The sequence below is a fragment of the Streptomyces sp. NPDC047061 genome (assembly GCF_040643955.1).
Taxonomy (GTDB): Bacteria; Actinomycetota; Actinomycetes; order Streptomycetales; family Streptomycetaceae; genus Streptomyces.
Window position 1 is genome coordinate 1 of sequence record NZ_JBEYVI010000093.1, and the last position, 11,910, is coordinate 11,910.

The 11,910-nt window shown below is 73.4% G+C and carries 10 protein-coding genes and 1 tRNA gene; 6 read left to right on the forward strand and 5 right to left on the reverse strand.

Translation table 11 applies throughout. The features are described from left to right. Window positions 1–221: 221 nt before the first annotated feature. A tRNA-Arg gene (locus ABZ887_RS50315) sits at window positions 222–297 on the reverse strand. Between the two features lie 321 nt (window positions 298–618). On the opposite strand from ABZ887_RS50315, the gene ABZ887_RS50320 reads away from it, so the two are divergent. The 5 genes from ABZ887_RS50320 (at window position 619) to ABZ887_RS50340 (ending at window position 7,351) form a co-directional block, all read left to right on the forward strand. After that, complete coding sequence (locus tag ABZ887_RS50320) at window positions 619–2,226, forward strand: dynamin family protein (protein WP_361306320.1); 1,608 nt, start codon at window positions 619–621, stop codon at window positions 2,224–2,226. Window positions 2,227–2,229: 3 nt separating this feature from the next. After that, window positions 2,230–4,314, forward strand: a complete 2,085-nt coding sequence (locus ABZ887_RS50325) for a YfjP family GTPase (RefSeq protein WP_361306322.1) — start codon at window positions 2,230–2,232, stop codon at window positions 4,312–4,314. A 443-nt stretch (window positions 4,315–4,757) separates the two neighbouring features. Continuing rightward, a complete protein-coding gene (locus ABZ887_RS50330) occupies window positions 4,758–5,225 on the forward strand; it encodes a single-stranded DNA-binding protein (RefSeq protein WP_361306336.1) in 468 nt (155 codons plus the stop codon). A gap of 376 nt (window positions 5,226–5,601) precedes the next feature. Continuing rightward, on the forward strand, window positions 5,602–6,969 hold the full coding sequence (locus ABZ887_RS50335; protein ID WP_361306338.1) for a Cys-Gln thioester bond-forming surface protein: 1,368 nt from the start codon (window positions 5,602–5,604) through the stop codon (window positions 6,967–6,969). Between the two features lie 40 nt (window positions 6,970–7,009). Continuing rightward, entirely contained in the window at window positions 7,010–7,351 is a 342-nt protein-coding gene (locus ABZ887_RS50340) for a hypothetical protein (protein ID WP_361306324.1), read from the forward strand. Here ABZ887_RS50340 and ABZ887_RS50345 read toward each other — a convergent pair. The 4 genes from ABZ887_RS50345 to ABZ887_RS50360 all read right to left on the reverse strand — a co-directional run bounded on the left by ABZ887_RS50345 (window position 7,348) and on the right by ABZ887_RS50360 (window position 10,836). Continuing rightward, entirely contained in the window at window positions 7,348–8,409 is a 1,062-nt protein-coding gene (locus tag ABZ887_RS50345; protein WP_361306326.1) for a zinc-dependent alcohol dehydrogenase family protein, read from the reverse strand. The two genes, ABZ887_RS50340 and ABZ887_RS50345, sit on opposite strands and share 4 nt — an antisense overlap. 167 nt (window positions 8,410–8,576) lie before the next feature. Then, window positions 8,577–9,335, reverse strand: coding sequence for a DUF2182 domain-containing protein (locus tag ABZ887_RS50350; protein ID WP_361306328.1), 759 nt, complete (start codon window positions 9,333–9,335; stop codon window positions 8,577–8,579). Continuing rightward, a complete protein-coding gene (locus ABZ887_RS50355) occupies window positions 9,332–9,934 on the reverse strand; it encodes a DUF1326 domain-containing protein (RefSeq protein ID WP_361306330.1) in 603 nt (200 codons plus the stop codon). Before ABZ887_RS50355 ends, ABZ887_RS50350 begins: the two co-directional genes overlap by 4 nt. 164 nt (window positions 9,935–10,098) lie before the next feature. Then, window positions 10,099–10,836, reverse strand: coding sequence for a ferritin-like domain-containing protein (locus ABZ887_RS50360; protein ID WP_361306332.1), 738 nt, complete (start codon window positions 10,834–10,836; stop codon window positions 10,099–10,101). Between the two features lie 513 nt (window positions 10,837–11,349). Here ABZ887_RS50360 and ABZ887_RS50365 point away from each other — a divergent pair. After that, window positions 11,350–11,571: a hypothetical protein gene (locus tag ABZ887_RS50365; RefSeq protein WP_361306334.1), complete on the forward strand. Its 222-nt coding sequence runs from the start codon at window positions 11,350–11,352 to the stop codon at window positions 11,569–11,571. Window positions 11,572–11,910 lie beyond the last annotated feature (339 nt).

Here is an 11,910-nt window from a genome sequence, read left to right on the forward strand (position 1 = left end):
ACATCGCCGCCGCCCTACGGCATTACGCACGCGCCACCGACCGCCCCATCGACCTGCTCCTGGCAACGTGATCAACAACTTTGCCGGGGCCCTGCGGGGGACACGGAGGGCGCCCTCCCATTTCGAGCCACGGGCGCCCGGGGCGCCCGGCCGGGAGGGTGGCGTATCCCTGAAACGCGGCGCTGACCTGCGACGATGTCCGAACAGGTGCGAACCGCGGGTGGCGCCCCCGGCAGGACTCGAACCTGCGGCCAAGCGCTTAGAAGGCGCCTGCTCTATCCACTGAGCTACGGGGGCCGGCTGTGCTGGCCTCGTACGTACTGCCCTGGTGGGGGCGGGTCCGTGACGTTGCCGGGGACAAGGATAGAACTCCCCGATCCTTCTCCCTGCTGCTTCGCCTCCGTGGCTCAATGTGGAGGTTCGGTGAAGCGGTCCTGATAATCGCAGGCAGGTACGAATCGTGCATCGCTTTTGGCGCCCGGCGCACCGGGTGTTGTGCACTCGTTATGCCTGGACTGTGCCTCCGTCCCAGTCGCCCCTTCCGCCCGTTGTGTCCTGTCGGCGCGCAGACATGTCTATATGCTTCAGAATTCCCCTAAAATTGGGCATTCTTCGCATGTGGTGACCTTGGACGTACGGCCTCAGCTGCTCGACACACTCTCCGCCCTGCGCGACCGTGTCGCTGCCGCACGCTTCCCGCTGCCCCTGGCGGGGGCTCCACGCGCGCGTGCCAACCGCGACGAACTGCTCGCACAGCTCGACGACTATCTGGTGCCCCGCCTCAGAGAGCCCGAAGCGCCACTTCTGGCCGTCGTGGGCGGATCGACGGGCGCCGGAAAGTCGACCCTCGTCAACTCACTCGTGGGCCGCCGGGTCAGCGAGGCGGGCGTGCTGCGGCCGACCACCCGCACGCCGGTCCTGGTCTGCCATCCGCAGGACCATCACTGGTTCAGCGGCATGCGCGTGCTGCCCGACCTCACCCGCGAGTGGGTACCCCATCAGGAACCCCGTGACGAACCCTTCCTCCCCGACGAGAACCGCGCGCGCGTGCTGCGCGTCGAGACCGCCGACAGCATCCCGCGCGGCCTCGCCCTGCTCGACGCCCCCGACATCGACTCCCTGGTCGTCGGCAACCGCGTCCTCGCCGCGGAGCTCATCTGCGCCGCCGACGTCTGGGTGATGGTGACCACGGCCGCCCGCTACGCCGACGCCGTCCCCTGGCACCTGCTGCGCGCCGCCAAGGAGTACGGCGCCACCCTGGTGACCGTCCTCGACCGGGTCCCGCACACGGTCGTCTCGGAGGTCTCCCGGCAGTACGGCGCCCTCCTCACCAAGGCCGGACTCGGCGACGTCCCCCGGTTCACGGTGCCCGAACTGCCCGAGTCGGCCTGGGGCGGCGGCCTGCTCCCGGCCACCGCGGTCGCCCCGCTGCGCGCCTGGCTCCTCCACCAGGCCCAGGACCCCGGCGCCCGCAGCCACACCCTGGCCCGCACCGCCCACGGCCTCCTCGACTCCCTCAAGGCCCGCATGCCCGAACTGGCCGGCGCCGCCGCCGCCCAGTACGCCGCCGCCCTGCGCCTGACCGCCGCCGTCGACACGGCGTACGACAGCGAGCACGCGCGCGTGAAGGGGCGCCTGCAGAGCGGAGCCGTCCTCGCCGGGGACGCCCTCAAGCGCTGGCGCGCCTACCCCCTCGACTGCTCTCCCGGCGAACTCCTGGACGCCCTGGTGGAGAGCCTCGCCGCCCTGCTGCTGTGCTCCGTCACCGCGGCCGACGAACGCGTCGACGACGCCTGGCGCCGCGAGCCGGCCTCCGCCGCCCCCGGCCTCACCGAGCGGGACCCCTCCCTGGAGAGCGCCGAGCACCGCATCGGCCTCGCTGTACGGCGCTGGCGGCGCGAGCTGGAGGAGTACGCCGACGACGAGGTGCGCGAGCTCGACCGCAGCGTCGCACCGGACTCCGAGGCCGTCGCCGCCCTGGTCGCCACCGCGCTGCTCGGCGGACGCCGTGCCAAGGCGGCGGGGGAGCGGCTCGCCGAGCGTATCGGCGCCCACGGCGCGCTGCGGCTGCGCGACCGCGCGGGACGGCTGCTCACCGACCACGTGGACCGCGTCCTGCACGCCGAACGCGAACGCCGCCTCGCCCCGCTCGACGCCCTCGACGTGCACCCCGAACCCCAGGCCGAACTCATCGCCGCCCTGTCCGTCCTGCAGAAGGAGAGGTGACCGGTGACCGCCGTCACTGACCACGACCACACGGATCACATGGAACGCATGGATCACACCAGTGACTACACCGGTGACTACACCAGCGACTTCGAAACCGGCCTGACCGCGGCGGACCCCACGCCGGACGCCGCACGGGAGTCGGTACGCGAGTCCGCGCAGCAACGTGTCCCGGACTCCGCGCCGGAGGGCGCCCCGTACCGGAAGGCGACCGGGAGGAAGCCCGCGGCCGGCGCCGGGTCGTCCCAAGCCCCGGAAGCCCCCGAGGCGATCGAAGCGATCGCGGCGGTCGAAGCCGCCGGGGCCGAGAACGTGCCGCACGCGCGCGTGCGGGAGCAGCGCGAGCCGGCCGACGGCGACCCGGTCACCGAGGACGATCCGGCCGGCGCCGACGACGTCTGGGACGACGGCCTCATCGCCCGCCGCGTCACCGAGACCGCCAAGGCCGCCGTACCCGTCCTGGAGACCCGCGGCCCCGGCGCCCCGCCCCCCGCCCCGCTCGCCTACGACGGCCCGCTGCGCTCCCGCCTCGACGCCCTGCGCGAACTCGTCGGCCTCTCCCGCACCCGCCTCGACAGCACCGCCCTCGCCGAGGCCGGCCGGGTCCTGGACGAGGCGGCCGCCCGGCGTCGGCTCTCCGGCCAGCACACCGTCGTCGCCCTCGCCGGCGCCACCGGCAGCGGCAAGTCCCAGCTGTTCAACGCCCTCGCCGGCGTCGCCATCTCGGAGACCGGGGTACGCCGCCCCACCACCGCCGCGCCCATCGCGTGCAGCTGGAGCGACGGCAGCGCGGCCCTCATCGACCGGCTCGGCATCCCGGGCCGGCTGCGCCGCCGCCCCGTGCACAACCCGGAGGCGGACGCACAGCTGCGCGGACTGGTTTTGATCGACCTGCCCGACCACGACTCGGCCGCCGTCCAGCACCGCACACAGGTCGACCGGATCCTGAAACTGGTCGACGCGGTGATCTGGGTCGTCGACCCCGAGAAGTACGCCGACGCGGTCCTCCACGAGCGCTATCTGCGGCCCATGGCCGGCCACGCCGAGGTCATGTTCATCGTCCTCAACCAGACCGACCGGCTGCCGGGCGAGGCCACCGACCAGGTCCTGGACGACCTGCGCCGGCTGCTCGACGACGACGGCATCGCCCTCGGCGAGTACGGCGACCCGGGCGCGACCGTGCTCGCGCTGTCCGCGCTCACCGGCGACGGCGTCGGCGAACTGCGCGAGGTGCTCGGCCAGTTCGTGTCCGAGCGGGGCGCGGCGGCCCGCCGGGTCGCCGCCGACGTGGACGCCGCCGCGGCCCGGCTGCGACCCGTCTACGCCACCGGGCGGCGCGCCGGGCTCAGCGAGGAGGCGCGCGACGAGTTCGCCGCGCGGCTCGCGGACGCGGTCGGCGCCACCGCCGCCGGCGAGGCCGCCGAACGGGCCTGGCGGCGCAACGCCAACCGGGCCTGCGGCACGCCCTGGCTGCGGCTGTGGCGCTGGCGCCAGAAGCGCGGTGAGCCGCCCACCGGGCGCCTGCAGCAGGCCCAGCCCGAGGTGGAGGCCACCGCGCGGCAGCGCGTCGAGCAGGCGGTGCGCACGGTCTCCGAGCGGGCCTCGGCCGGGCTGCCCGCGCCCTGGGCACAGGCGGTGCGCGAGGCGGCCGTACGCGGCTCGCAGGGCCTGCCGGAGGCACTCGACGACCTGGCCGCACGGGCCGGGCTGCCACCGGGACGGCCACCGCGGCCGGGCTGGTGGCCGGTGGCGGTGCTCGCCCAGGCCGCCATGACGCTCCTTCAGGTGGTCGGCGGGCTGTGGCTGGTGGGGCAGATCGCCGGGGTGACGGCGCCCAACCTGGGCGTTCCGGTGCTGCTGATGGTCGCCGGGATCGTCGGCGGACCGCTGGTCGAGTGGGGCTGCCGGATCGCGGCCCGCGGCCCGGCCCGCCGCTACGGCCTGGAGGCGGAACGCCGGCTGCGCGAGGCGGCGGCCGGCTGCGGCCGGGCCCGGGTGCTGGACCCGGTGGCGGCGGAGCTGCTGCGGTACCAGGAGGTACGGGAGCAGTACGGGAGGGTGACGCGGGCGAACGCCGGGTCGGTGTGACGGACACCGGGGCGGTGTGACGCGGCCGGGGCCGTCGCCGGGGCGCGGCCGGGGCAGGCGCCCGGGTCGGGCCCCGGCCGGCCGACGCCGGGTCGGGCGAGGCTCGGTCCGGGGCCGGTCCGGGGCCGGTCCGCGTCGGGCCCGGACTGGGGTGAGGGGCCGTCCGGGGGAGGCGGCTCACTCGTCCGGGTGGCGGAGTTTTCCACCGGTCCCCGGTGGTCCACAGCGCTCGGCGGGCCCGGGCCGACGGCGGGCACTCTGGTCCCGCGGCGATCGCGACGCACCCGGACGCACTCGGACACGCTCGACGAACACGAACACGAACACGAGCACGAGCACGAACGCATCCCATGCACGCGGCCGCCGCGCTGGACACCGCCGTACGGGACGGACCGTACGCGGATCCGCCCGGCCGCGGCGGCCGGGCGAGGGAGGGGTTCGTGATGAACGAGACGATGGTCTGCGCGGTGGGCAACGTGGCGACGCAGCCGGTGTTCCGGGAGCTGGCGGCGGGACCGTCGGCGCGGTTCCGGCTCGCGGTGACCTCGCGCTACTGGGACCGCGAGAAGAACGCCTGGACGGACGGCCACACCAACTTCTTCACGGTGTGGGCCAACCGGCAGCTCGCCACCAACGCGGCGACCTCGCTGACGGTCGGTGACCCGGTCGTCGTGCAGGGCAGGCTGAAGGTGCGCACCGAGACCCGGGAGGGCCAGCAGTGGGCCTCCGCCGACATCGACGCGGTGGCGATCGGCCACGACCTCGCCCGCGGTACGGCAGCCTTCCGGCGCACCGGCAAGCCGGACACCGCGACACCGGCACCACCGCGCCCGGAGCCGAACTGGGAGACACCGGCGGAGCCTCCGGCGGCCCTTGCCGAACCGGAACCGGAACCGCTGGCCGTGTCGTGACGTGTCGTGACCTGACGTGGCGCGGCCGACCGACCGTTCACCGCCGCTTCCTGACGGCTTGTCGGCGGACGGGCTCCGAAGCACCCGCCAAGGTGACCGGAGGGACTTGTCGACAAGCCCTGCTCGCCGAAGCCCCCGCGATAACGATTACGGATCGGATCGCTCATCGGACCATCTCACCGGGAAAGGCCGGTCCGGCTGATCCATAGGATGCCGGGCATGGCCCCTGGGGCCGCTGATTCTGCTGGTGGGACCACCCCCCCCCGCGTCCAACGGGTCCTGCTCGAAGGGGAATTCTGTGCTCGCTGCGTTCTCTGGTTCCTCGGCGCCCCGCGCGTCCGCCAGGCACTACGGCCCGGCCGTGGCCGCCAGAGGCATGTCCCGCCTCGCCGCCGCGGCCCTGGTGTCCGGGCTGGTGGCCGCCGCCGCGCTGACCGGCGCCGGCCGGGCCGCCGCCGACGACGGGACCGCCGCGAGCCAGAGCGGGGCGACGGCGACCATGAGCGGCCTGAAGACCTACGGCGAGGCCGTGGTCCACGGCGACAGCGGCGACGAGCAGGTGGCCGCGGGCCTGTTCGAGATGTCCGTGGACGGCGGCGGCACGCTCCAGACCTACTGCGTCGACCTCCACAACCCCACCCAGCGGGACGCCAAGTACCACGAGACGGCGTGGAGCGGCACCTCGCTCGGCGCCAACAGGAACGCCGGCAACATCCGCTGGATCCTGCAGAACTCCTACCCGCAGGTCAACGACCTCGCCGCGCTGGCCCGCAAGGCAGGCGTCGGCAGCCTCAGCGAACAGGACGCGGCGGCCGGCACCCAGGTGGCGATCTGGCGCTACTCGGACGGCGCGGACGTCGACGCCGTCGACCCGCAGGCCGAGAAGCTCGCCGACTACCTGGAGAAGAACGCCCGCGGCCAGAACGAGCCGCAGGCCTCGCTGACCCTCTCGCCGGCGGCCGTCTCCGGCCGCCCGGGCGGCCTGCTCGGCCCGGTGACGGTCCACACCAACGCGGACACGGTCACCGTGATCCCGCCGTCCGACGCGGCCCTGAGCGGCGTACGGATCACCGACAAGGCCGGCAAGCCGGTCACCACGGCGCGCAACGGCAGCGAGCTGTACTTCAGGGTTCCCGACGACGCGGCCGACGGCTCCGCCGAGCTGGCCGTCCAGGCGTCGACGACGGTCCCCGTCGGCCGGGCCTTCACCTCCGAGAGCCGCAGCCAGACGCAGATCCTGGCGGGCTCCAGCGAGTCGACGGTCACCGCGACCTCCAACGCGACCTGGGCGGACCAGGGCGCGATACCGGCCCTGTCGGCCGAGAAGAACTGCGACCGCAGCGGCGTGGACATCACCGCGGCCAACACCGGCGACCAGCCGTTCACCTTCGAGCTGGTGAGCACCGAGTACAGCATCCCCGCCCACACCTCCCGGACGGTGACCATCCCGCTCCAGGAGGACCAGCCCTACGACTTCACGATCACCGGCGCGAACGGCCTCGAACGCCGCTTCACGGGTGTCCTCGACTGCAAGACCCAGGGCACGGACGCAGGCCTCAGCACCCAGACCCTCAGCGAGCCCAGCCCCGCCTCGGTCGGCGGTACCGCGGCCGACGTCAACCTGGCGGCGACCGGCGGCGGTTCCGCGACCGGTGTGATCGCGGGCGTGGCCATCGGCCTGGTGGTGATCGGCGGCGCGGTCCTGGTGATCCTGCGCCAGCGGGAGAACCAGCAGACCGACTGAGTCCGGGACGAGTGCCCGGGCCACCGGGCACCATGGCCTCATGACCAACTCACCCGGCGCGTCGCCGTCCTCGGACTCCGTCCTGTCCCTGTGGTCGCAGGACTCGGTGCTGTCGATCGGCTCGGTGGGCTCCGTGCTCTCCATCGGGTCGGTCGGCTCGGCCCTCTCCGTCGGCTCGATCGGCAGCGCCCTCTCGGTGGGCTCGATCGGCTCGGCGCTGTCCTTCATCTCGGCCGGCTCCTGGCTGAGCACCGGCTCCGTCCTCTCGGCCAACTCCCGCTGGTCGACTCTCTCCTGGCGCTCCGACCGCACCTTCCGCACCGCCGGCGCGGTGGCAGCGGTGGCGGCGACCGCCCTCCTCCTGCGCAGAGCCCGGAGCTAGACAGACCCTTCTTCGTCGCGGTCCCGGCCGTCGTCGAAGACGAAGAGCGGTTTGGCGCCATGGGCGGGTGCCTCGGCGAACGAGACGGCTTCGGCGAAGCGTTCGAGCGGGAACGGCCGGCCCTCGGGGATGCTCAGCACGCCGTCGGTGACAAGGGTGCGCACCTCGCACAGCGCGTCCAGGACATCCGCAGGCGAGGCGGTGCCGAACCAGCGGTTCAGCCAGAAGCCGCGGACCACTTTGGTCTCGTAGATGAGCGAACGCGCCGACAGCGGGATCGTCAGCGCCACCGGGTCGGTCTGGCGATGGGTGGAGAGCGCGCCGTAGACCACGGTCTCCCCGCCCGGAGCCAGCGCCCGGGACACCTGGGCACCCAGCTGTCCCGCGACACAGTCGACGGCCTTGCGCACGCCGGCCGCGATCTCGGCCACCCGCCGCACCAGGTCCTCGTCCTCGGTGCAGATGACCTCGTCGCCACCCAGCGCCCTGAGCTCCGCGACGGCGGCGCGCCGCCGCACCACGTTGATCGTGCGGATACCCAGATGCCCGGCCAGCTGGACGACGAGCCGGCCGACGGTGGAACCCGCTGCCGTCTGCAACAGCCATTCCCCCGGCTGGACATCGAGTTCGCGGTTCACCAGGAGCAGCGCGGTCAGCGGGTTGACGGCGAGCTGGCAGGCGCTGGAATCGCTCAGCCGGTCGGGAACCGGCAGCAGCCGGTGCGTGTCGGCGACAAGGTACTCCTGCCAGGTGCCGGCCACGGGCGGCCCGGGTACGGCCGGGACGGCGGCGACCACCACCCGCTCGCCGATCCGCAGCCCCTCGGTGCCCGGCCCCAGAGCCTCGATCCGGCCCACGCATTCCATGTTCCCCCCGACCGCCGGAAACGCGGGGGAGAAGCCGTAGCGACCACGCAGCACGTGCAGGTCACTGGCGTGAACCGGAGTCGCCCGCACCCGGATCAACGCCTGGCCGTCTCCCGCCACGGGAACAGGCCGGGACTCCAGCCGCAGCACGTCGTTCGGCTCGCCGACCTCTCCGGCTACGAGCGCGCGCATGGATCGCGGCATGAGTGACCTTCCGTCTCCCGGCACACCCGGCACCCCACGACCGGCGGCCCGGCGGGCGCTCTGGGCACTCCTCCCAGCCTGCGCTCCTTCCCGAGCGCTGTCATGTCGTGTCGAAAGGAGCCGGGCCGGACACCGCCCTCCGGCGCCGCCCGTCCTCACATCCCGGCCATGCCGCCACCGGTGAGGCCCGGAGCCAGCGCCGGGACCCAGAAGACGGCGCCGGCCAGGGCGATCGAGGCGACTCCCACGGCGCGGGCCACCAGGCGCCCGGCCGGAGCCAGCTTCTCGGCGGTGATCACGGCGGTCAGGACCACCATGGCCCAGAGGTTCATCACCCCGAACGCCGCCAGCAGCACCATCAGCGACCAGCAGCAGCCCAGGCAGAAGGCCCCGTGGTGGGCCCCGGCCCGCAGATCGCGGGAGGGCCCCGGGTACGAGGCGTAGCGCAGCATCAGCCCGATCGGCGAGCGGCACCGTGCCAGGCAGCGGTCCTTGAGCGGCGTGAGCTGGTAGACGCCGTTGGCCGCGAACACGGCCGCGGCCACCGCGGTCCCCGCCACGGCCGGGAGGCCCGCCGCGCGGCCGAGGCCGGCCGCCAGCCCGTACGCGGGGAGCCCGGCCGCCGCCCAGACGAGCAGGTAGGCGACCGTGAAGACGGCCATGCGAGGGGCCCGGTGCAGGGTTATGGTGCGTGCGTACAGCGCGCCCACGGGCGCCGTGGCCGGCAGCATCATCGCGGCCATCATCAGCGTCCACACGGCGAGGAACGAGGGCAGGCCCAGCCCCATGGTGCCCGGCATCGTCTGCATGCCGCCCCACCGCGCCACCACCCACACCCAGGCGGCGGCCGCCGCGACCAGCAGCAGTCCCGCGGGACCCGCCCCACGACGGACGGCGACCGGCCGACCGGTCACGCGGACCACGTGAAGGGCGCCGAGTGTCCGTTGCCGCCGGAGAAGTCCCAGGACCGGCCGTACACGCCGTCGCCCGTCGCCCGGGTGGACCGGGCAATGGTCAGCGTGCTGCTCACCGGGTGGAAGATGCCGGTCAGGCCCATGACCGGACCGTCCTCGCCGAACTGCGGGGCGACCTGGTCCTCGATCTCGATGTCGATGGCGTCACCGACCCGTGCGGCGTGGCGGCGGCCGTCGTCGCGGAAGTCGATGGGAACGCGCTCCACGCCGAGGACCTCGCCGATGAGCGGAGTGAGCGCCGCCATCGGCCCGCCCGCCTGACCGGAGAAGACCCTGCCGAGCGCGTCCGCCTGGCCGTCGTCGGCCGAGGCGTCCAGATACAGCGCCACCTGCCAGCCGCCTTCGGACATCACCCGCGGCGCGTCGATGAAGACGGCGACGTTGCGGGCGGAGACGTCCACGCCGTCCACGTTCCCGCTGTCCACGTGGAACGCGAAGGTCACCTGGCAGCGCTCGTGGTCGGCCGGCGCGGTGAGACCCGAGGTGGTGCAGGGACACACCACGTCGCAGTTGCAGCTCTCCAGATACGTTCCGCTCATATTCCAGGGCATGACTCTCCGCCTCCCTCCCCCACGTCCCCCTCACCTCGACAACGGGAGCGCATCGGGAACCCCGTCCCCTCCCGATGCCTCTCCTCTCCAGGCTATTCCCGACGCCCCTCGTCACGCAGAAGACACCGGACGCAGAGGACACCGGCGCCTCCTCAGCCCGTGCTCGTCCACGCGTCCGGGCGGGGAGCCAGCACCGCGGAGACCACCGCGCGGGACGAGCTCATGACATCGCCGGCGAATCGCAGGCGCCCGACACCGAGCCGGCGCAGGGCCGGTCCGTGGTCGGCGGCGACGACGAGACAGACCGCGAGCAGCAGGAGCCGCCACAGGGCCGTCACCGGGCGGCGCACCGCACGGGGCAGCTCCGCCAGGGAGGCGTGCAGGCGCTCGCAGTGGAAGGGGACGTGGCGCTCCTCGTCGGACAGGATGCGTCGCGCCACCTCGGAGGTGAGCGCGTCGTCGGTCCCGTCGCGCAGGGCCCGGTAGTAACGCAGCGCCACGACCTCCGCGATCATCAGCACCAGCAGCTCCATGCGCAGGCCCATGAGACGCCGCAGCCGTACGAAGACCGTGTCGCTCCAGTGCCCGGCCAACGTCGGCATGCCCCCGGCGGCCAGCAGCCGGGCCAGCAGACGCGCGTGGTTCTGCTCCTCGGCGACGAAGAGCCGGACCGCCCGGCCGTAGTCGGCGTCGCCGGCCTGGTCCGCCTTGCCGACGAGGTTGGCACCGTCACCGTCCTCGCCGACCTGGAAGCGCTGGACACTGCCCCAGATCGCCGGATGCAGCGCCGCACCCCGCCCCCACTCCGGATCCCCCTGTGCCCGCCTGCGCTCACGCTCGTCCTCGAACCGCCGCGTCCACTTGGCGAACCCGCCCGCATCCCCATCCATCCGGTCCCCCTCTCCGGGACACGACCGCCATGCCCCGGACAAGGACGACGCAGCCCGCCCCCGAAGCGTTCCGCGGACAGCCGCTTCCCCGGCGCGACGTGTGTCCGGGGGGGCTGGGCAGGGACCCCTGCGGTGCCGAGGAGCCGGTGCGTGTCCTCGACGGGGAGACGGGATCGCCGGCGACGGCGCCGGGTGAACCGGTCCAGGTCCTGCGGGGTCAGCACGGGATCACTCAGCGCCGGGCGACGACGCGCCGGATCCGAGGAGTGCGCGAAACGGGCCGCGCGTTCCTGCTCCGTCAGCTCGGGCCGGGCGGACCGAACCTACGAGCGCCTGATCGACCGGTGCCCCCGTGGCGGACCGCCGTCGGCTGGGGCCCGTGCCACGGCCATGCTGGATTTCGGGGCCTCGCCGGTCCGGAAACACCAGGTCAGTGGCGTGATGCGGATGTCCCCGTGCAAATCTGTGCCGATGGCCACAGCACGCGGGACACGGGTAGGCGCATACTGACCCATGACCAAACCTGCGGCGCCGAAGCGTCATCTGCCCACCAGCCCCTTCAAGGCCCCGGTCACACGGGCTCCTGAGCACTTCGCCGTCGGCGACCAGGTCACACATGACGTGCACGGTCTCGGCCGGGTGGTCGGCATCGAGGACGGAATCGCGGCACTCGTGGATTTCGGCTCGGCACCCATGCGGATCCTGAGCCCGTACGCCAAAATGACCAAGCTGTAGGTCCCCCGCGCCCGGTCGCGGCACGCCGGGTCCTCTCGGGGACCCGCACCGAAAGGCAGACCTCCCATCGACTCGACGTCGCTGTTCTCCGCTCCGGAAGCGCAACCCCGCAGTTCCCCTGCGGTATCGCCGCCTCCGACGACAAATCCCTTCCAGGCCCCGGACTTCGGAGAGGACGAGACCCTCTGGTCCGAGGATGCACAGGAGCCCGCCTCGGGCACGCGTGCGGCACGCTCCAAGGCTGCCTAGAAGGTCGATGAAGATCTTGGGTTCTGGTCCTGCCGCGTGAGCGGCGGGACCAGACTTGTCTTGTGGCGATGGGTGAGTGGGTCGGCGAGA